This window comes from Mycolicibacterium agri, assembly GCF_002553505.1.
Lineage (GTDB): Bacteria > Actinomycetota > Actinomycetes > Mycobacteriales > Mycobacteriaceae > Mycobacterium > Mycobacterium agri.
In genome coordinates this window covers 43,511-63,727 of sequence record NZ_PDCP01000034.1, presented here as the reverse complement: position 1 = coordinate 63,727, position 20,217 = coordinate 43,511, and the positions used below count along the sequence as shown (strand labels likewise).

Below are 20,217 nucleotides of genomic sequence, written 5' to 3'. Positions count from 1 at the left end.
CGGTCTGCCTTGAAGAACCACTCCAGGAAATCGTCCGCGCCCCCCTCTGGTCCGCACTCGAAATCAATCAGGGGCCAGTGCACGGCGATCTTGGGCAGGCCGGGCAGCGCGCCAAGCGCGATCTCCTCGATGCTGGGTTGGGTGGCGGCAGTCAACGCCACAGAATCACCGTCGCAACTTAGCCCCGCGTTGATCCATAGAACGTGGATCAGCGCTTCCTCCGCTTTGACTGCTGCCTCAGTTGGCATATGTCTCAGCTTTCCGGGGCTCGGGCTGGGAGCCCCAATCGCCACGTCGGACGTTAGCGCCCGCGCCACGAGCGCTAGTCTCTCGTTTTACTCCGGAGGGTTTGTCTTGTCAACGGAATCTAGTGACATACGGATCTTTGCCGATGCGGCTTTCTGCGAGGCGATCCAGTCGTACCATGTGCCAACGCCTTCGCCCGTCGTCGCCGACACTGGCAAAACATTCACGCCGGGGTTGACGGAGCGCGCATGGCCGATGCATTCATCAAGATCGAAATCGACATAAGGCAATAGATCGATCTTGTTGATGAGGACCAGCTGCGCGGCAGCGAACATGTGCGGATACTTCAGCGGCTTGTTCGCGCCCTCGGTCACCGAGATCACCACGACCTTGCTGTACTCGCCGAGATCGAACAGCGCGGGGCAGACGAGGTTGCCGACGTTCTCGATGAACAACAGTGATCCGGGCTCGGGTTCGAGCGCGTGCAGCGCGCGGTGCACCATGTCGGCGTCGAGGTGGCAGCCGGCCCCGGTGTTGACCTGCACGGCGCGTGCGCCCGCGGCGCGGATCCGTTCGGCGTCGAGCAGGGTCTCCTGATCCCCTTCGATGACGGCGACCGGCCGGTCGGAGGTCAGTTCCCGGATGGTGCGCTCCAGCAGCGTGGTCTTCCCGGCGCCCGGCGAGCTGGTCACGTTGAGCGCGAGCACCCCGCGCTCGGCGAGCCATTGCCGGTTGTGCTCGGCCAGCTCATCGTTCTTCTGCAGCACCTTCTGTTCGAGCGAGATGGTCTCGGTGCGGGGGTGGTCGTGCGAGTGGGGGTGGGGATGATCGTCGCCTGTGATCGTGATGACGGCGCCGGTGTCTCCGCAGCCGCATGTTGCGCACATGGTCAGCTCACTTCCATCGACAGGATCCGCAGATCGCGGCCGGACAGCACCTCGACATCGGCACTTCCGCAGGGGCACAGCAGGATCGGGTCGTGCAATGCGAACTCCTGCCCACAGGTGCGGCAGCGGGCCTGACCGGGCTGGACGTCGAGGTCGAGCACGGCGCCGTCGGCGACGGTGCCCTGCGTGGCCAGCTCGAAGCAGAACTGCATGGAGTCGGGGACGACGGCGCAGAGTTCGCCGACCTGGACTTTGACACTGTGCACACGGCGGCCCGCGGCATGTTCACACACCGCGTCGACAACACTTTGCGTGATCGCCATCTCGTGCATGTCTGTCCGCTCCGCGCAGGTGACCCCACCATACGTGCGCTCAGGTGCGTTTGGCGTGGGATGTCGTGGGATGCGTGGAAGCGGGCGCCGAGCGTGAACTCGCTGCGAAAAAATCGGCCGATTTTCGCGCGGGATTCACGTTCGGCGTGCCTCCTTGCAATCGAACACACGTTCGTTACTGTCGTGGGTGTTCGACGCAGAGCTTTGTCGGTGCCCTGATCTAACGTGACGGCCAACCGACCGAGAACCGGTCACCACGACTACCGGAGAGGCAGACCATGGCGCAGGCCCCTGACCGCGAGAAGGCCCTTGAACTGGCGCTCGCGCAGATTGAAAAGAATCACGGCAAAGGCTCGGTGATGCGCCTCGGCGACGAGGTGCGCCAGCCGATCTCCGTCATCCCCACCGGCTCGATCGCGCTGGACGTCGCGCTCGGCATCGGTGGCCTGCCGCGCGGCCGGATCGTCGAGATCTACGGCCCGGAATCCTCGGGTAAGACCACCGTCGCGCTGCACGCGGTGGCCAACGCCCAGGCGGCCGGTGGCATCGCGGCGTTCATCGACGCCGAGCACGCCCTGGACCCGGAGTACGCCAAGAAGCTCGGCGTGGACACCGACTCGCTGCTGGTGAGCCAGCCCGACACCGGCGAGCAGGCGCTGGAGATCGCCGACATGCTGATCCGCTCCGGCGCGCTGGACATCCTGGTCATCGACTCGGTGGCGGCGCTGGTGCCGCGTGCGGAGATCGAGGGCGAGATGGGCGACAGCCACGTCGGCCTGCAGGCCCGTCTGATGAGCCAGGCGCTGCGGAAAATGACCGGCGCACTGAACAATTCGGGCACCACCGCGATCTTCATCAACCAGCTCCGCGAGAAGATCGGCGTGATGTTCGGCTCGCCCGAAACGACAACGGGCGGGAAGGCTTTGAAGTTCTACTCGTCGGTGCGGTTGGACGTCAGGCGAATTGAGACGCTCAAGGACGGCACCGATGCGGTGGGCAATCGCACCCGCGTCAAGATCGTCAAGAACAAGGTGTCGCCGCCGTTCAAGCAGGCCGAGTTCGACATCCTCTACGGCAGGGGCATCAGCAGGGAAGGCTCGCTCATCGACATGGGTGTCGAGCAGGGCTTCATCCGTAAGTCCGGTTCGTGGTTCACCTACGAAGGCGAGCAGCTGGGCCAGGGCAAGGAGAACGCGCGCAACTTCCTGCTCGAGAACGCCGACGTGGCCAACGAGATCGAGAAGAAGATCAAGGAAAAGCTCGGCATCGGCGCCGTGATCACTGATGACGAAGTCCTGCCCGCCCCCGTCGACTTCTAGGGCTTCTGAGCCCTCTACGGCTTTTAAGCCCGCCGAACTCTCCCGCGAGGAGCAGGCGCGGAGCCTCTGCCTGCGCCTGCTCACCGCGAGAGCACGCACCCGGGCCGAGCTGGAGGGTCAGCTGGCCAAGCGGGGCTATCCCGACGACGTCAGCGTTCGGGTGCTCGACAGGCTGGCCGAAGTGGGCCTGGTCAACGACGCCGACTTCGCCGAGCAGTTCGTCCGCTCCAGGCGCATACATGCCGGAAAAGGCAAGCGCGCCTTGGCCGCCGAGCTGCGCAACAAGGGTGTCGACAACGAGGTGATCACCGCCGCGCTGGCCGACATCGACGCCGGCGCCGAACGTGAGCGCGCCGAGCAGCTGGTCCGCGACAAGCTGCGGCGGGAACGACTCGACGACGATGACGACACCAAGGTGAAGCGCAGGCTGGTCGGGATGCTGGCGCGACGCGGCTACCACCAGTCGATGGCGCTCGATGTGGTCACCGTCGAACTGGCCAACGAGCGCGAGCGACGTCGCGTCTAGCGGCTCGGCCCGGCCCGGGTCGGTCCACGATCGGTAAGGTCGCCGACAGCCGTAGGGAAACCTTCGAGGGGGACATCCGCCGTGACCATGTCGCCGCCGCACCAACGCACACGTGAATTCGTCGCGATGACAGTCGGTGCGATCCCAGTCGCCGCCGCACTGGCTGGGTGCTCGATGGCCCAGAGTCCTGGCGCGCCGGCTACAGAAGACGGTTCGGCGTCAGCGTCTGCGGCCGCCACACCGTCGGATCCGTCCGCAGCGCCGGAACCGCAGCTGATCAGTGACCTCAGTGGCTTCTGCCAACGGCTCGGTCCGGCGCTGCCGGAGGCGGCGCGCTCGCTTCCGCTCGATGACCAGCACTCGTCGCCGGTGTATCAGAGCTGCGAGTGGGGAAGGGCGCAGGACCCCTTCAATTCGCCAGTACCGCCGTTGACGGTGGTCGCGAAGGCGCACCTGCAGTACGACGCGGACGGAAACCCGGACTTGACTGCCGTCACCGAAGCCCTCGACAAGGCCAACGAGGCCCGCAACATCACCGATCCCGGGGCGCGGAGCGCTGACCCGCAACCGGTGCCCGACCTCGGCGAGTGGGCCGTGGCGTACGAGTCCGAGGGACGCACGAACGTCAAGGTGCTGACGCGCAACGTGACGATCGCCGTGGAATGGAACATCCCCGAATCGTCGCCGGCGGCGGCGCGGGACGACGCTGTCGCTGTCGCCCGCGCCGCCGTTGCCCAACTGCCGAATTGACCGGGGCACTGCCCGAGCGGTCGGCTCAGTTGGTCGGCGCCAGGTCGTAATCGGTGGACAGGCTGACGTCTCGCCACCGCTGCTGATCGGCAGCGGTCTGCGCCAGCTTCGCCGCGACACCGTTGAATGCCGTGGTGCCCAACTGAATTCGCTCCGGCAGCTCCGGCGCATCCGCCAGGTCGACGATCACCTTGGCCGCCTTGACCGGATCGCCCTCCTGCGCATTGTTGTTGTCGACCGCCCACTGCCGGGCCGCGCCGCCACTGTCGGCGTAGTCCTCGATCTCGGTCTGCGCCAACTGCAGGCTGCTGCCGGCCAGGAAGTCGGTCCGGAACGGGCCCGGCTCGATAGCGACCGCGCGGATGCCCAGCGGCGCCAACTCGTGCGTCATCGCCTCGGAAAGCGCCTCGACAGCGAACTTCGTCGCCGCATAGGCGCCCCATCCCGGCCACACCACGATTCCGCCCACCGATGACAGATTGATGACCAGACCGGACCGCCGCGCGCGCATGTGCGGCAGCACCGCCCGCGTGACCGACAGCAGCCCGAACACATTGATGTCGAAGACCTCCCGCACCTCTTCGTCGGAGACCTCCTCGACGGCGCCGAGCAGGCCGCGGCCCGCGTTGTTGACCAGCACGTCGATGCGGCCGAACCGCTCGATCGCGGTGTCAGCGGCGGCACGCGCGGCGTCGGCGTCGGTCACGTCGAGCGCCACGGCAAGCAGCCGGTCACCCGCGTCGGGCAGGGCGTCAAGCACGGTCTGCGGATTGCGCGCGGTCGCGACCACGCTCTCGCCGCGAGCGAGTGCCTCTCGCGCGATCGCCAGGCCGAAGCCCCGCGATGCGCCGGTGATGAACCAAACGGACATGTCGGCATTCCTTTCTCGGTTGTCCTACGTCCGCTGCAACATCGACCGGCGCCGAGGGCATGAGGGTTAGCGAGTATTGGTTCACCTAGGTCTGGCAGAACCACCTTCGCGGGGCGCGAGCGGCGATAATGGCGAGATGGCCGCGCGGCAGGACGAGCTCAGGGACTTCCTGCGGTCGCGGCGTGCCCGGCTCAGCCCGGCCGAAGTCGGTCTGCCGGTCAACGGTTCGGGCCGGCGGGTGGCGGGGCTGCGGCGCGAGGAACTCGCCATGCTGGCCGGTGTCAGCGCGGACTACTACGCGCGGCTGGAGCAGGGGCGGGCGACCAACGTCTCCGATCAGGTGCTCACCGCGGTCGCCGACGCGTTACATCTCGACGACGTCGAACGCCGCTATTTCACGACGCTGGTCAAGGGCCCCGGTTCATCGTCGACCCCGCCGACAATCCGGGTGCGGCCCGCGCTGCGTTCAATGATCAACGCGCTCGGCCCCGTCCCCGCGATGCTGCACGGCCCGCTGTTCGAGGTGCTCGCCGTCAACCGGGCGGCCAGGCTGCTGATCGACGACTTCGACGCGATGCCGACGGCTGACCGCAACATGGCCAAATGGATGTTCCTCAACCCCAAAGCCCGCGACGTTTACCCCGATTGGGATGAGATCGCCGCGCAGTTGGTCGCGGTGATCCGGGCGGCAGGCGCCGGTGAGGCCGGATCCCGCCTTGCCGAGCTGTGCGCCGAGCTCGGCCGCCGCTCCGCCGAGTTCGCCCGGTTCTGGGCCGAGCATCGTGTGTTCCGACACACCCACGGTCCCAAGCGTTTTCGTCATCCGGCCGTGGGCATTATGACGTTGAACTACGAGGCGCTGCAGCTGCCCGACGATCCCGGGCTGACGCTGATTCTCTACAGCGCCGACGTCGGGTCGCCGTCGGAGGCGAAGCTGCACGAGATGCTCGCACAGTAGCGGGGTAGGTTGGGGTTATGCTGATCTCGGCCAAGCTCGCCCCCGCTTTCGACTATTCGGTTCTGCACGAATTCTGGCGCACCGCAGACGATCTCGGCTTCTACTCGGTGGCCAACTATGACCACTTCTACGGGCTCACCCACCCGCAGGCGCCGACGTTCGAGGGCTGGACGTCGCTGGCCGCGATGGCCACGGTGGTGCGAACCGCTCGGGTGAGCTGCATGGTCAGCAGCGTCACCTTCCGCAACCCCGCGATGCTGGCCAAGATGGCCGTGACGGTTGACCACATCAGCGGCGGACGTCTCGACTTCGGTATCGGCGCAGGCTGGCACGAAGAAGAGCATCGCGGATACGGCATCGAATTCCCCAGCGCGGGAACGCGAGTCGACATGCTCGACGAAGCGCTGACCGTGATCCGGCGGTTGTGGACCGAAGATGCGGTGACGTTCGACGGCCGCTTCTATACGTTGCGCGAGGCCATCGCCGAGCCCAAACCGGTGCAGACGCCGGACCCGCCCATCGTCGTCGGCGGGGAGAAACCCAGGATGCTGCGGGTGGTGGCCCGCCACGCCGACGAGTGGAACGTGCCCAACCCCGGCGCCGCCGCGGACTGGGGTGAGGTCAGCGCGCGCCTCGACGAGGCATGCCGTGAAGTGGGCCGCGACCCCGGCCAGATCCGCCGTTCCGTGCAGTTGTTCCTGCACCCCGACCAGCAGGGGCAGGTCGACGAACAACTCGCCAAGCTGCCCGAGCTGGAGGCGCTGGGCTGCCAGCACGCCGTGCTCTCGTTCTACCAGCCGCCGACGGCGGCCCAACTCAAGCGCTACGCGGCCCTGGGTTAGATCGTGCCTCCGCCGCCCGCGGCGAAAGTGCCCTGGGTGGCCGGCGCGCCGACGTGCATCGGCGCCGGGCCGCGGCGGGCGCGCCGCATCCGGCCTTCCAGCCACACCGCGAAGTAGGACAGCGCGAAGTTCACGCTGATCATCAACACCGCGATCACGATCAACGCCGGAATGTAGTTGCCGTACGCCGCGCCGACCTGTGTACCTTGCCGCACCATCTCCAGGAACGTGATCTGGTAGCCGATCGCGGTGTCCTTCAGCACCACGACCAACTGCGAGATCAACACCGGCAGCATCGAGGTCACCGCCTGCGGCAGCAGGATCGAGCGCATCGTCTGCCCCCAGCGCAGGCCGAGCGCCCACGCGGCCTCCGACTGCCCACGCGGCAGTGAGTTCACCCCGGCGCGCACGATCTCGGCGATGACCGCGCCGTTGTAGAGCGTCAAGCCCGTGATGACGCCCGCAAGGGCCAGATGCTTCGAGGGGAAGACGTCGTAGAACGCGTACAGGAAGTAGGTGAAGATCATCATGATCAGCACCGGCACGGCGCGGAAGAACTCCACAAACACCGCAGACACCCACCGGATCACGTTGTGGGTCGACATGCGGCCGACGCCGAGGACGAAACCGAGTGCCAGTGCCAGCACGATCGACACCGCCGCCGCCGTCAGGGTGCCCTGCACGCCCGGCAGGATGTAGGTCTTCCACAGGTTGGCGCTGGCGAACGGCTCCCACTTCTGTGCGGTCAGCTGACCCTTCTCGTTCAACTTGGAGTAGATGACCCACACCACCAGCAGGGTCAGCACGACGGTGATCCCCGAGATCACATGGTTGCGCACCCGGGCCCGCGGCCCCGGGGCGTCGAAAAGCACCGAAGCCGAGCTCATCTGTTCACCGCCAGTCTCTCGCCGAGCCACCCGAAGAACAGACCGGTCGGCAGCGTCAGGATGATGAAGCCGCCCGCGAAGATCGCGCCGACCGTCATCAACGCCGCCGTGTTCTCGATCATCTCCTTCATCAGCAACGCCGCCTCGGCCACACCGATCGCCGACGCGATCGTGGTGTTTTTCGTCAAGGCGATCAACACCGATCCGAGCGGACTGATCACCGAACGAAACGCCTGCGGCAGCAGGATCATTCGCAAATTCTGGTTGAACGTCAAACCAAGCGAGCGGGCCGCTTCGGCCTGACCGAGCGGAACAGTGTTCACACCGGAGCGCACCGTCTCACACACGAATGACGCTGTGTAGACGATGAATCCGAGCACCGCCAACCGGAAGTTGCTGTCCTCGATCGACGTTGGTGACTGCGAGTCGACCAGCGTGATGCCCAGCGTCTGCGACAGCCCGAACGAGCAGAACAGGATGATCAGCGTCAACGGGGTGTTGCGGACCACATTGACGTATGCGGTGCCGATCCAGTTCAGCATCGGCACCGGCGCCAGCCGCATCGCGGCCAGCACCGTGCCGAGGATCAACGCACCGATCGCCGAGAAAACCGTGAGCTGGATCGTCGTCCAGAACGCCTCGAGAATCTGGCCAACGGTGAACCCGGGTAATACTTCCACGTGCGTCTCGTCAGCTCAGCCGCGCTCAGCAGGGGTCAAGCGCGGGCGGGGCGGGCGCTTCCACACCGGCCGGGCCAAGGTTCTTGTCCCACGCGGCTTTCCATGCGCCCTCGTCTTCCATCTTCTTGATCGCGTCGCTGATCTGGTTGCACAGCTCGGTGTCGTCCTTCTTCAGGCCGATGCCGTACCGCTCTTCGGAGAACGGCTCACCGACGATCTTGAACGCGCCCGGGCTCTGCGCCGCGTAGCCGGCCAGGATCACCTCGTCGGTAGTCACCGCGTCGATGGCGCCGTTCTTCAGCGCCTCAACGCACGCCGAATACGTGTCGTACTGCTGCAACTGGACGCCGGGATACTGGTCCTTGATCCGTTGCGCCGGCGTCGAACCCGACACCGAGCACAGCTTCTTGTTGTTCTGCAGCGAGTCCGCGCCTGTGATGTCGGTGTTGTCGGCCCGCACCAACAGGCTCTGCCCGGTGACCAGATACGGGCCCGCGAAGCTGACCTTCTCCTTGCGAGAGTCGGTGATCGAGTAGGTGGCGGCGATGAACTTGACCTGATCGTTCTGGATCAGCGTCTCGCGCTGGCCCGAAGGCGATTCCTTCCACTCGATCTGGTCCTCGCCGTAGCCGAGCTCGTTGGCGACGTACTTGGCGACGTCGACGTCGAAGCCGCTCATCGTGCCGTCGGGATTCTTCAGGCCCAGACCGGGCTGGTCGAATTTCGTCCCGATCACAATCGAGTTCTCGTCGCCACCGCCGCCACAGGCCGTGGCAGCGAACGGCAGCGCGATGGCCAGCGCGACGGCGCCCGCAACGCGCAATGACAAGGACGGCATGTTCGTTTCCTTTCGCCGGGACTGCGTGCTCAGTGCTTGAGGATCTTGCTGAGGAAATCTTTGGCGCGGTCGCTCTTGGGGTTCTCGAAGAACTCCTTGGGGTCGGCCGCTTCGACGATGGCGCCGTCGGCCATGAACACCACCCGGTTGGCGGCGCCGCGCGCGAAGCCCATCTCGTGGGTCACCACGAGCATCGTCATCCCGTCCCTGGCCAGCGACGTCATCACGTTGAGCACCTCGCTGATCATCTCGGGGTCCAGCGCGCTGGTCGGCTCGTCGAACAGCATCACCTTCGGGTTCATCGCCAGCGAGCGCGCGATCGCCACCCGCTGCTGCTGTCCGCCGGATAGCTGCGCCGGGTATTTGTCGGCCTGGTTGGCCACGCCGACGCGGTCCAACAACTCCATCGCTTTCGTCCGCGCCTCCTCCTTGGAGAGCTTGCGAACCTTCATCGGCGCGAGGGTGACGTTTTCCAGAATTGTCTTGTGCGCGAACAGGTTAAACGACTGAAACACCATTCCGACGTCGGAGCGCAGCTGCGCGAGCTTGCGTCCTTCCTCGGGCAATACCTCGCCGTCGATGGCGATCGTGCCCGATTCGATGGTTTCGAGCCGATTGATGGTGCGGCACAACGTCGATTTGCCAGAACCGGAGGGTCCCAGCACGACGATCACCTCGCCGCGCTGGACGTCGAGGTTGATGTCCTTGAGCACATGGAGGTCGCCGAAGTGCTTGTTGACGCCCCGGATCGAGACCATCGGCACCGTCTGCCGAGTCGCTTCGCCTACCTCGACTTGAGACCCGCTCGTACCCACGGGTGCTGACCTTACCCACGGAAAGCGCAGCTTGTCTGCAACTCGTCAATCCGCCCGATTAACGTCGTGTTGCCGCCCGTACCATGGGGCCGTGACATCGATGGCAACCCGACCTGCGCGCACCTACCAGGTGCGCACTTACGGCTGCCAGATGAACGTGCACGATTCCGAGCGGCTGGCCGGCCTGCTGGAAGCCGCCGGTTACCGGCGCGCCGACGACGGCGCCGACGCCGACGTGGTGGTGTTCAACACGTGCGCGGTCCGCGAGAACGCCGACAACAAGCTCTACGGCAACCTCAGCCACCTGGCCCCCCGTAAGCAGGCCAACCCCGACATGCAGATCGCCGTCGGCGGCTGTCTGGCGCAAAAGGACCGCGATGCGGTGCTGCGCCAGGCCCCTTGGGTGGATGTGGTGTTCGGCACCCACAACCTCGGATCGCTGCCCACGCTGCTCGACCGGGCCCGGCACAACAAGGCCGCGCAGGTCGAAATCGTGGAGTCCCTGCAGGAGTTCCCGTCGAACCTGCCCGCCGCGCGTGAATCCGCTTACGCGGCTTGGGTTTCCATTTCCGTCGGCTGCAACAACACCTGCACGTTCTGCATCGTGCCCGCGCTGCGCGGCAAGGAGGTCGACCGCAGGCCGGGCGACGTGCTCGCCGAAGTGCAGGCGTTGGTGGACCAGGGCGTGCTCGAGGTGACGCTGCTCGGCCAGAACGTCAACGCCTACGGCGTGTCGTTCGCCGACCCCGATCAACCGCGCGACCGCGGCGCGTTCGCCCAACTGCTGCGCGCCTGCGGCCGCATCGAGGGTCTGGAGCGGGTTCGGTTCACCTCGCCGCACCCCGCCGAGTTCACCGACGACGTCATCGAGGCGATGGCCGACACGCCGAATGTGTGCCCGGCCCTTCACATGCCGCTGCAGTCGGGTTCGGACCGCGTGCTGCGCGCCATGCGTCGCTCGTATCGCTCGCAGCGCTTCCTGTCCATCCTGGAGAAGGTGCGCGCGGCCATCCCGCACGCCGCCATCACCACCGACCTCATCGTCGGCTTCCCGGGGGAGACCGAGCAGGACTTCCAGGACACGCTTGACGTGGTGGCGGCGGCCAGGTTCAGCGCCGCGTTCACGTTCCAGTACTCGAAGCGGCCAGGCACCCCGGCCGCCGAGCTGCCTGGCCAGCTGCCGAAAGAGGTTGTGCAGGAACGGTATCAGCGTCTGATCGAGCTTCAGGAGCGGATCTCGCTGGAGGAGAACGCCGCACAGATCGGCCGCACCGTTGAACTGCTGGTCGCCGTCGGGGAAGGCCGCAAGGACAGCCGCACCGCCAGGATGTCGGGCCGCGCCCGCGACGGCCGCCTCGTGCACTTCGCTCCGATGGGCGCCGACATCCGCCCCGGCGACATCGTGACCACCACCGTCACCGACTCCGCACCGCACCACCTCATCGCCGACGGGCCCGTGCTGACGCACCGACGGACCAGGGCGGGTGACGCCCACGCCGCCGGGATGAGGCCCCGCGGTGTCGGTCTCGGCATGCCCGGCATCGGTGCACCGGCAAGCCAACCGACCGCTAGCGGATGTGCCCGGTGACCCCAGGCGACGACGCCAACAAAGAATTCGAGCAGTTCAAGAACGACCTCGAGGCTGCCGAGCGGCGCGTAGCCCGCGAGATCGACCCCGGTCCACGGGCTTTGGTGATCGCCATAGCGGTCTTCGTGTTGCTGGTGACGTTCATCCTTCCGCACACCGGCAGCGCAAGGGGCTGGGATGTGCTGGCCGGCAACGACGCCGCGATCAGCGTCGGGATCGCGCTGCCGTCGCGCGTGTTCATCTGGCTGACGCTGGTGTTCGCCGTCGGTTTCTCGATGCTGGCCCTGCTGACCAGGCGGTGGGCGCTGGCCTGGGTCGCGCTGGCAGGGTCGACGGTGGCGTCGTTCATGGGACTGCTGGCGGTGTGGTCGCGGCAGACCGCGGCCGCGCAGTATCCCGGGCCCGGCATCGGGCTGATCCTCGCCTGGGTGACGGTGATCGTGCTGACCTACAACTGGGCCAGGGCGGTGTGGGCGCGCACGGCGCTGCACCTCGCCGCCGAGGAGGAGCGGCGCCGGATCGCCAGGGAACAGCAGAACAAGGGGCTGCTGGACAGCTTCGGCAGTAACCCTGAAAACCCGGAAAACCCTGAAAACCCTGAAAACCCTGACGACCCCGACAGCCCTGACGGCGGCGAGGGTCCCGACCGTCGCGACGACGGGCCGCAGCCGAGCTAGCCGCGCTTGCCGAGCGCCTCGGCGGCCGCCTCGGCCCACTGCCGCCACTGCGCGGCGTTGGCACGGGCCTCCTCGGCGTCCTTGGTGCGGCCCGCGGCGGCCGCCTTCTCGGCCTGGCGCTCGTATTGTTCTGCGCGCTGCCGGAATTGGTCGGCACGCGCCTGCGCCTCGGGATCGACCCCGCGCGTCGGCGCCTCGCGGATCCGCTTCTCCACGGCCCGCAGCCGCCGTTCTAGCTCGGCGCTGCGCTCACGCGGAACCTTGCCGATTCTGTCCCACTTCTCGCCGATCACGCGCAGGGCCGCACGGGCGGCCTCCAGATCGGAGGTGTCCAACTTCTCGGCTTCGGCCAACAACGCCTCCTTGGCCTCGGCGTTGGCGCGGAATTCGGCCTCACGCTCGGCCGACACCGCGTTGCGGGCGGTGAAGAACGTGTCCTGGGCGGCCTTGAACCGCCGCCACAGCGCGTCGTCGACCTCCTTGCTGGCGCGGCCCGCGGCCTTCCACTCGGCCAGCAGGTCGCGGAACGCCGCCGACGTCGGACCCCAGTCGGTCGAGGTGGCCAGTTCCTCGGCGCGTTCGCACAACGCCTCCTTGGCCTGCCGCGCGCTGGCCCGCTCGCGGTCGAGTTCCGCGAAATGCGATCCGCGACGCCGATTGAAGCTCTCCCTGGCCGCCGAAAAGCGCTTCCACAGCGCGTCGTCGGTCTTGCGATCCAGCCCGGTGATGGTGCGCCACTCGTCGAGAATCTCGCGCAGCCGGTCGCCGGCCGCCTTCCACTGCGTCGAGTTGGCGGCCAACTCCTCGGCCTCGGCTGCCAGCGCTTCCTTGCGGGCGGTCTGCGCGGCGCGGAACTCCTCGCGGCGGGCCTTCTCGGCGGCGGCCGCGCTGTCGGCGTGCTCGATGATGGTCGCCAAGCGGGACGCCAGCGCATCGACGTCGCCGAGCACCGCGGCCGTGGGCAGGCTTTCGGCCAGTGACGTCGCGGCCGCCTTGATCTTGCGGGCGTCGCCGGTGCCCGACTCCAGCCGGGTCTCCATCAGCGCGACTTCGGTGCTGAGATCGTCGAAGCGCCTGCCGAAATGCGCGAAGGCCGCCTCGGGGTCGCCTGCCTGCCAGGACCCGATGACGCGTTCACCGGCGCTGCTGACCAGCCACACCGTGCCGTCGGGATCGACGCGGCCGTACTGGTGTGGGTCGCAGCTGGGGGTCGCGGTCGCGGCGTGCACGACCGGCGTCGGACCGGGCCGCGGGCCTGGGCGGGGCGGTCCCGGGCGGGGTATGGGTTTCGGCGCGGCCGGTTGGATACCCCCGGTCGCCTGGCCCGTGCCTTCCGGACCCGCCGGCTCGCTGGTCGTCATCCTGGTCCCTCGTACTTCCGCGCGGAGCGATCCGCGCACCTGCCGCGCGACGCGGCGCCCGATTGCTACGCCCGCTATTCAAGCAGTTCGACCGGGCTGCGCAAGCAGATGCTCCGCTTTTGCTTACGCTCGGTGCCAAGGACGACGGAAGGGTACCGATGGCCAAGGCGGAGATCGCCGCTTTGCTCGCCCTCGGGGCCGCCTTGTTTATCGCCATCGGCGATGTCATTCACCAGCGCTCCGCGCATGAGGTGACTGACGAGACGGTCAGCCATCTGGAACTGTTCGGCAGGCTGCTGCGTGACCGGCGGTGGTGGTCGGGCAGCCTCGTCGCCGCGGTGGGGTTCGCGCTGCAGGCTGCCGCGCTTGGCCTCGGCTCGGTGCTGCTGGTGCAGGCGCTGCTGGTGACGTCGCTCCTGTTCGCGCTGCCGATCAACGCCCGCGTGAGCCGTCGCCGGGTGACCCGCTGGGAATGGTTGTGGGCGGCGCTGCTGGCCGCCGCGGTCGCGGTCATCGTCACGGTCGGCAATCCCACCGAGGGACATTCGCGCGCCTCGCTGGAAACCTGGACGGCGGTGGTGCTGGTGCTCGGGCCGATGCTGGTGGTGTGCGTGCTGGTCGCCAATGTGGTCACCGGGCCCGCCAGCGCGGTGCTGCTGGGATTCGTATCCGGTGCGCTGTGGGGGGTTTTCGCGGTGCTGACCAAGGGCGTCGTCGACCGGCTCGACGACGGGCTGTGGGCGCTGTCGCGCACACCGGAGCTGTACGTGTGGGCGCTGGTGGCTATCGGGGGCACGGCGTATCAGCAGGCCTCGTTTCGGGCGGGCTCGTTGACGGCGTCGCTGCCGACCATGACGGTGGCCGAACCGGTCGTCGGGTCGGTGCTCGGCATCGTCGTGCTCGGCGAAGCGATGCGGCCCGGCGACGCGGGCTGGTTCACCCTCATCGTCGCGGTGGCGGTGATGGTGGTGGCGACGGCCGCGCTGGCCCGCGGCGAAGCGGTCACCGCCTCTGCGAAAGCGCCCGCGTGACGGATAGTTTGGTGACGTGCTGAGCGCCATCGCGATCGTCCCGTCGGCGCCCGTCATGGTGCCCGAGCTGGCGTCGACGGCCGCCCCCGAGCTGGCCGACCTCCGCGACGCGGTGGACACCGCCGCCGCCGCGCTGCCGCCGCGCTGGGTCGCCGTCGGCGTCGGGGCCGCCGATGCCGTGATCGACCCCGACCAGACCGGGACGTTCGCCGGCTACGGCGTCGACGTGAAGGTTTCGCTGTCACCGCAGCCCTCCGGGGCCGGGCCCGCCGAATTGCCGTTGTGCGCGTTGATCACCGGCTGGCTGCGCGGCCGGGTCGACCCGGGTGCCCGCGCCCAGGTGCGCGTCTTCGCCGACAGTCGCGACGCGGACGCCGCCGTCGACTTGGGCAGGCGGCTGCGCGCCGAGATCGACGAGGCTGCCGATCCCGTCGGCGTGCTAGTGGTAGCCGACGGCCTGACCACGCTCACCCCGCCCGCGCCCGGCGGCTACGACCCCGACTCGGTGTCGGTGCAGGCCGCGCTCGACGACGCCCTCGCCGCAGGCGATCCGGCCGCCCTGACCCGGCTGTCGCGCGCGGTCGTCGGGCGGGTCGCCTACCAGGTGCTCGCAGGGCTCGCCGAGCGCCCGCGCTCGGCCAAGGAGCTGTATCGCGGGGCGCCCTTCGGCGTCGGCTATTTCGCCGGCGTCTGGCAGCCATGAGGCCGCTGGCGATCATCGGCCCGACCGGCACCGGCAAGTCGGAGCTGGCGCTGGAGGTGGCCGAGCGGCTGGGCGGTGAGATCGTCAACGCCGACGCCATGCAGCTCTACCGCGGCATGGACATAGGCACCGCGAAACTTCCGCCCGCGGAACGTCGCGGCGCCCCGCACCATCAGCTCGACGTGCTCGAGGTCACCGAAACCGCAACCGTCGCGCGCTATCAGCGTGACGCCGCCGCCGACGTCGAGCGGATCCTTGCCGCGGGGGCGGTGCCGATCATCTGCGGCGGCTCGATGATGTACATCCAGTCGCTGCTCGACCAGTGGGCGTTCCCCGCCACCGACCCAGAAGTGCGGGCCAAGTGGGAGCAGCGGCTTGCCGAAGTCGGTGTCGCGGCGCTGCACGAACAGTTGGCGCAGGTGGATCCGGCTGCCGCGGCGTCGATCCTGCCGACCGACGGCCGCCGCATCGTGCGGGCGTTGGAGGTGGTCGAGCTGACCGGCAAGCCGTTCGCGGCGTCGGCGCCGACCATCGGGGCGCCGCGCTGGGACACCGCTATCGTCGGATTGGATTGGGAGACAACAATTCTCGACGAGCGATTGGCGAAGCGCACCGACAAGATGTTCGCCGACGGCCTGGTCGATGAGGTTCGTGCGCTGCTGGCCCGCGGTCTGCGCGACGGCGTCACCGCGTCGCGTGCGCTGGGGTACGCGCAGGTGATCGCCGACCTCGACGGCGGCGGCGACGGCTCGGCCGCGCGCGAACCGACCTTCATCGGGACCCGTCGCTACGTGCGGCGGCAGCGGTCCTGGTTCCGCCGCGACCATCGGATCCGCTGGCTCGACGGCGCGGCCGAGGACACCGTCGACGAGGCGATACGGACGTGGCGACACGTATCCTGAGCAGGTGAAGTTCGCCAAGGGCCACGGCACCGAGAACGACTTCGTGCTGTTGCCCGACCTCGACGGGGCGTTGACGCTGGCACCCGCCGCCGTGGCCGTGCTGTGCGACCGTCGCCGGGGGATCGGCGCCGACGGCGTGCTGCGCGTGACGACGGCAGGAGCCGCCGCCGACGCGGGTGTGCTCGACCGGCTGCCCGAAGGGGTGGCCGCAGGCGACTGGTACATGGACTACCGCAACGCCGACGGCTCGATCGCCCAGATGTGCGGCAACGGTGTTCGCGTGTTCGCCCACTACCTGCGCGCCAGCGGGCTGGAGACGCGCGACGAATTCGTCGTCGGCTCGCTGGCCGGGCCGCGGCCGGTGGTACTGCACAGCTTCGACGACACCACGGCCGACGTCACCGTCGAGATGGGCAAGACCAACCAGCTCGGAGCGGGCACGGCCACCGTCGGCGGGCGACGGTTCCGCGGGCTGGCGATCGACGTCGGCAACCCGCACCTGGCATGCGTCGAACCCGATTTGACCGCCGATGAGTTGGCGGCGCTGGACGTCGCTGCGCCGGTGCAGTTCGACACCGCGCAGTTCCCCGACGGCGTCAACGTCGAAGTGCTGACCGCCCCGTCGAGTGGTTCGGTGTCGATGCGGGTACACGAGCGCGGTGTGGGAGAAACAAGATCGTGCGGCACCGGCACCGTCGCGGCCGCCGTCGCGGCGCTGGCTCACCAGGGCGCGGCGACCGGTTCTTTGCAGGTCCGCATCCCCGGCGGAGAAGTCAGCGTGACCATCACCGAGGCCAGCAGTTTTCTGCGCGGACCGTCCGTTCTGATCGCCGACGGCGAAACATCCGAGGAATGGTGGCGTGGCCTGGCACGTTAAATCAGGTGCACGAAATCAATTCAGCGTGCACCATTTCTGATGCTTATGACTTTTCCTGATTTTCCCATCAACGGCACCCCGAGCTCGGGTGAGCTGGCCCTCGAAGACCGCACGGCGCTACGCCGCGTGGCAGGTCTGTCGACCGAACTCACCGACGTCTCCGAGGTCGAATATCGACAGCTGCGCCTGGAGCGGGTGGTGCTGGTCGGCGTCTGGACCGAAGGCACCGCCGCCGACGCCGAAGCCAGCCTGGCCGAACTGGCCCGGCTCGCCGAAACCGCCGGCTCGCAAGTGCTGGAAGGACTGATCCAGCGCCGCGACAAGCCCGACCCCTCCACCTACATCGGCTCCGGCAAGGCGGCCGAACTGCGCGAGGTGGTCGTCGCGACCGGCGCAGACACCGTCATCTGCGACGGTGAGCTCAGCCCTGCGCAGTTGACCGCCCTGGAGAAGGCGGTGAAGGTCAAGGTCATCGACCGCACGGCGCTGATCCTCGACATCTTCGCCCAGCACGCCACGAGCCGTGAGGGCAAGGCGCAGGTGACGCTGGCGCAGATGGAGTACATGCTGCCGCGGCTGCGCGGCTGGGGCGAGTCGATGTCCCGGCAGGCCGGCGGCCGGGCCGGCGGCAGCGGCGGCGGTGTGGGTCTGCGCGGCCCCGGTGAGACGAAGATCGAGACCGATCGTCGTCGCATCCGTGAACGGATGGCCAAGCTGCGCCGCGAGATCAAGGACATGAAGAAGGTCCGCGACACTCAGCGCAGCCGCAGGCGCGGTTCCGACGTGGCCTCGATCGCGATCGTCGGTTACACCAACGCCGGCAAGTCAAGCCTGCTGAATGCGCTCACCGGCGCGGGCGTTCTGGTGGAGGACGCGCTGTTCGCCACCCTGGAACCCACAACGCGCCGTGGCCAATTCAGCGACGGCAGGCCGTTCGTGCTGACCGACACCGTCGGCTTCGTGCGGCATCTGCCCACCCAGTTGGTCGAGGCGTTCCGCTCGACGCTGGAGGAGGTCGTCGACGCCGATCTGCTTGTGCACGTGGTCGACGGCTCAGACGTCAACCCGCTGAAGCAGATCGACGCCGTCCGCCAGGTGATCGGCGAAGTGATCGCCGAGCGCAAAGGGCAGCCGGCACCAGAGTTGGTGGTGGTCAACAAGATTGACGCGGCCAACGGCCTGACCCTGGCGCAGCTGCGGCGTGCGCTGCCAGGAGCTGTGTTCGTCTCGGCGCGCACCGGTGAGGGGCTGGACCAGCTGCAGCAGCGGATGGCGCAACTCGTCACGCCGACCGACACCATGGTCGACGTCACCATCCCGTACGACCGCGGCGACCTGGTGGCCCGGGTGCACGCCGATGGTCGGGTCGACGCCACCGAACACCAGCCCGAAGGCACGCGGATCAAGGCGCGCGTGCCAATTCCCTTGGCTGCCAGCCTAAGTGAGTTCGCGACGTTCTAGTCGGTGCCGAGCAGCCGGTCGAGATCGCGCTGCCAGGCCTCTTGTCGCAACCACATGTGGAACGCCCGAATCCAGACGGCGGCTGCAGCGGTGATGGCGGCCGCCACCACCCAGGTTGCGATCCCGACGACGATCGCGTCGAGAAGCGCCGTCGTGGCGGATTTCGGCGCGGGCACCAGCGCCCCGTTCTCGTCGACCCAGATCGGCACGGAATCACCCGGCTTAACCGCGGATGGCACGCGGACCGTGCCGGTGTGTTGCATTCCCGCCGAATACCATTCGACGCCGACGCGCGCGCTGCCGCGGCGCAGGTCCGGCGTGGCGGTGTCCCCCGTGACGGTGGCGGTGATGTTGCTGCGCGTTTGCGCCTGCAGGGCGTACATCTCGCTATGCGCCTTGTAGACCGAGGCGCCCACGCTCAGCGCGATGGGCAGCGCCACCAGCGCGATGGCGATGGCGATCGTGCGGATCAACCGGTCGATCTGATCGCCGGAGCGATTTCGGGCATCGGGCAGGCGCAGCCACCGCGGCCAGCGCAGCGTGTAAACGTCCATGTCGGGTTGTCGGCGCGGCGAACTCATCCCCAACCCCCTCTGGAGCCAGTAGCGCCAGTGTCGCCCGGCAACCGGGATAAGCCAATCGGGTGTGACACCCATTTCCGGTGAATACGACTCGTACGTCGGCGGCGGTGACGCGCTATTTGCGTGTGAAAACGGCAAAGAAGATGGGGCGCTGCGCGCGCCCCATCTCCTGTGCGATGTGGTTAGTTCTGTTCGGCCTCTTGCCGCTTCTCGGCGGTCTTGGCCGCGGCGCGTGCGCTCTCAGCCTCGGCCTCCTTCTGGGCCGCGTTGCGCTGAGCGTCGGCCTTGTCCTGCTGAGCCTGGCCCTCGCGATAGAGGTCGTCGCGGCCGGCGACTGCGCCTGCGACTTCCTTGGCCTTGCCCTTCACGCCCTCGACGACGCCCTTGATGGCTTCCTCGGGACCGCTGTTGTTCTCCGCCATTGCGCTGCCTTCCTGCGAGATCGGATGTTGCGGTGTTCGTTCCCCGTATGCCCACTTCGCTAAACGCCTATCGGCAAAGCCGTGGCCGGGCTCACAACAACCGCCGGATCATTCGAGATCGAAGAGATCGCGCGCGTCGGCGGCCATCACCTGCTGCGCCAGCGCGGCCTTGAGTTCATCGAGCCGGCGTTCCTGCTCGGGGGTCCGGCCCTCGATGCGCGCCAGGTCGATGAACTCCTCGGTGACGAACCCGTCGCGCAGCAGCAGCGTCGCCGCGCGCCGGCCGATCGTGACCTCGAAGACGAAGTCCTCGAGCAGCCGACCGCGGTCGCCGCGCACCAGCGAGCGGTCCACGACATAACGGCCGCCGGTGACGGCCCGCAGCACCGCCTCGAAGCCGTCACGGGCGCCCGGGCCGCGGAAAGCGGTACGCACGGCCACCGAGCGGCGCGGCGGGGGCGCGTCGGCGCAGAGTTCGCCGAACGCGCGCTGCATGACCTTGAACGCGACCGCGACACCGGCGGGGGAGTGCGGACCGTGGTAGCGCATCATGTCGTCGTAGGTGAACGCGATCAGCCGCCCACCGTCGTCGACCTGCAGCGTTTCCCCCGCAGCCATCCGCGTGATTCTAGGCCGCGCGCCGCCCCCAGCGACCAACCATCC

The 20,217-nt window shown here is 68.0% G+C and carries 23 protein-coding genes and 1 pseudogene; 12 read left to right on the top strand and 12 right to left on the bottom strand.

Translation table 11 applies throughout. The features are described from left to right. The 3 genes and pseudogenes from CQY20_RS18970 to hypA form a co-directional block, all read right to left on the bottom strand. A pseudogene (locus CQY20_RS18970) lies at positions 1 to 248 on the bottom strand (hydrogenase expression protein HypE); the annotation flags it as partial. An 87-nt stretch (positions 249 to 335) separates the two neighbouring features. Continuing rightward, positions 336 to 1,133: a hydrogenase nickel incorporation protein HypB gene (hypB, locus tag CQY20_RS18965; protein WP_097941626.1), complete on the bottom strand. Its 798-nt coding sequence runs from the start codon at positions 1,131 to 1,133 to the stop codon at positions 336 to 338. 2 nt (positions 1,134 to 1,135) lie between these two features. After that, positions 1,136 to 1,465 (bottom strand): hydrogenase maturation nickel metallochaperone HypA, encoded by a 330-nt coding sequence (hypA, locus tag CQY20_RS18960; RefSeq protein ID WP_097941625.1) that lies wholly within the window; start codon positions 1,463 to 1,465, stop codon positions 1,136 to 1,138. Positions 1,466 to 1,743: 278 nt separating this feature from the next. Between hypA and recA the strand changes: the two genes are divergently transcribed. The 3 genes from recA to CQY20_RS18945 all read left to right on the top strand — a co-directional run bounded on the left by recA (position 1,744) and on the right by CQY20_RS18945 (position 4,060). Next, positions 1,744 to 2,784, top strand: a complete 1,041-nt coding sequence (recA, locus tag CQY20_RS18955; protein WP_097941624.1) for a recombinase RecA — start codon at positions 1,744 to 1,746, stop codon at positions 2,782 to 2,784. Next, on the top strand, positions 2,750 to 3,310 hold the full coding sequence (recX, locus tag CQY20_RS18950; protein WP_097941623.1) for a recombination regulator RecX: 561 nt from the start codon (positions 2,750 to 2,752) through the stop codon (positions 3,308 to 3,310). The genes recA and recX overlap by 35 nt, the downstream gene beginning before the upstream one ends. A gap of 126 nt (positions 3,311 to 3,436) precedes the next feature. Next, positions 3,437 to 4,060 (top strand): hypothetical protein, encoded by a 624-nt coding sequence (locus CQY20_RS18945; protein ID WP_133119086.1) that lies wholly within the window; start codon positions 3,437 to 3,439, stop codon positions 4,058 to 4,060. 25 nt (positions 4,061 to 4,085) lie between these two features. On the opposite strand, the gene CQY20_RS18940 is transcribed toward CQY20_RS18945, so the two are convergent. Then, positions 4,086 to 4,931, bottom strand: coding sequence for an oxidoreductase (locus CQY20_RS18940; protein ID WP_097941621.1), 846 nt, complete (start codon positions 4,929 to 4,931; stop codon positions 4,086 to 4,088). 136 nt (positions 4,932 to 5,067) lie between these two features. Between CQY20_RS18940 and CQY20_RS18935 the strand changes: the two genes are divergently transcribed. Beyond that, complete coding sequence (locus CQY20_RS18935; protein WP_097941620.1) at positions 5,068 to 5,889, top strand: helix-turn-helix transcriptional regulator; 822 nt, start codon at positions 5,068 to 5,070, stop codon at positions 5,887 to 5,889. 17 nt (positions 5,890 to 5,906) lie between these two features. Then, positions 5,907 to 6,731, top strand: a complete 825-nt coding sequence (locus CQY20_RS18930) for a TIGR03560 family F420-dependent LLM class oxidoreductase (protein WP_097941619.1) — start codon at positions 5,907 to 5,909, stop codon at positions 6,729 to 6,731. Here CQY20_RS18930 and CQY20_RS18925 read toward each other — a convergent pair. The 4 genes from CQY20_RS18925 to CQY20_RS18910 are packed head-to-tail and all read right to left on the bottom strand — an operon-like array spanning position 6,728 to position 9,894. Continuing rightward, the gene (locus CQY20_RS18925) at positions 6,728 to 7,618 is read right to left on the bottom strand and encodes an amino acid ABC transporter permease (protein WP_097941618.1); all 891 of its coding nucleotides are present in this window, start codon (positions 7,616 to 7,618) and stop codon (positions 6,728 to 6,730) included. The genes CQY20_RS18930 and CQY20_RS18925 overlap by 4 nt on opposite strands. Then, on the bottom strand, positions 7,615 to 8,298 hold the full coding sequence (locus CQY20_RS18920) for an amino acid ABC transporter permease (protein WP_097941617.1): 684 nt from the start codon (positions 8,296 to 8,298) through the stop codon (positions 7,615 to 7,617). Before CQY20_RS18920 ends, CQY20_RS18925 begins: the two co-directional genes overlap by 4 nt. 25 nt (positions 8,299 to 8,323) lie before the next feature. Beyond that, entirely contained in the window at positions 8,324 to 9,136 is an 813-nt protein-coding gene (locus CQY20_RS18915) for a glutamate ABC transporter substrate-binding protein (protein ID WP_097941616.1), read from the bottom strand. A 29-nt stretch (positions 9,137 to 9,165) separates the two neighbouring features. Next, positions 9,166 to 9,894, bottom strand: a complete 729-nt coding sequence (locus CQY20_RS18910; RefSeq protein ID WP_097941615.1) for an amino acid ABC transporter ATP-binding protein — start codon at positions 9,892 to 9,894, stop codon at positions 9,166 to 9,168. A 157-nt stretch (positions 9,895 to 10,051) separates the two neighbouring features. Here CQY20_RS18910 and miaB point away from each other — a divergent pair, with 157 nt between their 5' ends. Both miaB and CQY20_RS18900 read left to right on the top strand, forming a co-directional pair. Beyond that, positions 10,052 to 11,539: a tRNA (N6-isopentenyl adenosine(37)-C2)-methylthiotransferase MiaB gene (miaB, locus tag CQY20_RS18905; RefSeq protein WP_097941634.1), complete on the top strand. Its 1,488-nt coding sequence runs from the start codon at positions 10,052 to 10,054 to the stop codon at positions 11,537 to 11,539. Beyond that, positions 11,527 to 12,216 (top strand): Rv2732c family membrane protein, encoded by a 690-nt coding sequence (locus CQY20_RS18900; RefSeq protein WP_234816311.1) that lies wholly within the window; start codon positions 11,527 to 11,529, stop codon positions 12,214 to 12,216. Before miaB ends, CQY20_RS18900 begins: the two co-directional genes overlap by 13 nt. Here CQY20_RS18900 and CQY20_RS18895 read toward each other — a convergent pair. Then, on the bottom strand, positions 12,213 to 13,577 hold the full coding sequence (locus tag CQY20_RS18895) for a DUF349 domain-containing protein (protein WP_163700353.1): 1,365 nt from the start codon (positions 13,575 to 13,577) through the stop codon (positions 12,213 to 12,215). The genes CQY20_RS18900 and CQY20_RS18895 overlap by 4 nt on opposite strands. 158 nt (positions 13,578 to 13,735) lie before the next feature. Between CQY20_RS18895 and CQY20_RS18890 the strand changes: the two genes are divergently transcribed. Genes CQY20_RS18890 through hflX form a run of 5 tightly spaced genes read left to right on the top strand, consistent with a single transcriptional unit; the run spans position 13,736 to position 18,551 of the window. Then, positions 13,736 to 14,608 (top strand): DMT family transporter, encoded by an 873-nt coding sequence (locus tag CQY20_RS18890; protein WP_097941613.1) that lies wholly within the window; start codon positions 13,736 to 13,738, stop codon positions 14,606 to 14,608. Positions 14,609 to 14,624: 16 nt separating this feature from the next. After that, positions 14,625 to 15,311, top strand: coding sequence for a class III extradiol ring-cleavage dioxygenase family protein (locus CQY20_RS18885; protein WP_097941612.1), 687 nt, complete (start codon positions 14,625 to 14,627; stop codon positions 15,309 to 15,311). Next, entirely contained in the window at positions 15,308 to 16,213 is a 906-nt protein-coding gene (miaA, locus tag CQY20_RS18880) for a tRNA (adenosine(37)-N6)-dimethylallyltransferase MiaA (protein WP_097941611.1), read from the top strand. Before CQY20_RS18885 ends, miaA begins: the two co-directional genes overlap by 4 nt. 4 nt (positions 16,214 to 16,217) lie before the next feature. Then, positions 16,218 to 17,090 carry a diaminopimelate epimerase gene (dapF, locus tag CQY20_RS18875; protein ID WP_097941610.1) on the top strand — a complete coding sequence of 291 codons (873 nt, stop codon included), beginning with the start codon at positions 16,218 to 16,220 and terminating at the stop codon, positions 17,088 to 17,090. A 45-nt stretch (positions 17,091 to 17,135) separates the two neighbouring features. Then, positions 17,136 to 18,551 carry a GTPase HflX gene (gene hflX / locus CQY20_RS18870; RefSeq protein ID WP_097941609.1) on the top strand — a complete coding sequence of 472 codons (1,416 nt, stop codon included), beginning with the start codon at positions 17,136 to 17,138 and terminating at the stop codon, positions 18,549 to 18,551. On the opposite strand, the gene CQY20_RS18865 is transcribed toward hflX, so the two are convergent. The 3 genes from CQY20_RS18865 to CQY20_RS18855 all read right to left on the bottom strand — a co-directional run bounded on the left by CQY20_RS18865 (position 18,548) and on the right by CQY20_RS18855 (position 20,172). Next, positions 18,548 to 19,132, bottom strand: a complete 585-nt coding sequence (locus CQY20_RS18865) for an Rv1733c family protein (RefSeq protein WP_133119085.1) — start codon at positions 19,130 to 19,132, stop codon at positions 18,548 to 18,550. The two genes, hflX and CQY20_RS18865, sit on opposite strands and share 4 nt — an antisense overlap. A gap of 182 nt (positions 19,133 to 19,314) precedes the next feature. After that, positions 19,315 to 19,554 carry a microaggregate-binding protein 1 gene (gene mbp1, locus CQY20_RS18860; RefSeq protein ID WP_097941607.1) on the bottom strand — a complete coding sequence of 80 codons (240 nt, stop codon included), beginning with the start codon at positions 19,552 to 19,554 and terminating at the stop codon, positions 19,315 to 19,317. Between the two features lie 108 nt (positions 19,555 to 19,662). Then, the gene (locus CQY20_RS18855) at positions 19,663 to 20,172 is read right to left on the bottom strand and encodes a hypothetical protein (RefSeq protein ID WP_097941606.1); all 510 of its coding nucleotides are present in this window, start codon (positions 20,170 to 20,172) and stop codon (positions 19,663 to 19,665) included. Positions 20,173 to 20,217 lie beyond the last annotated feature (45 nt).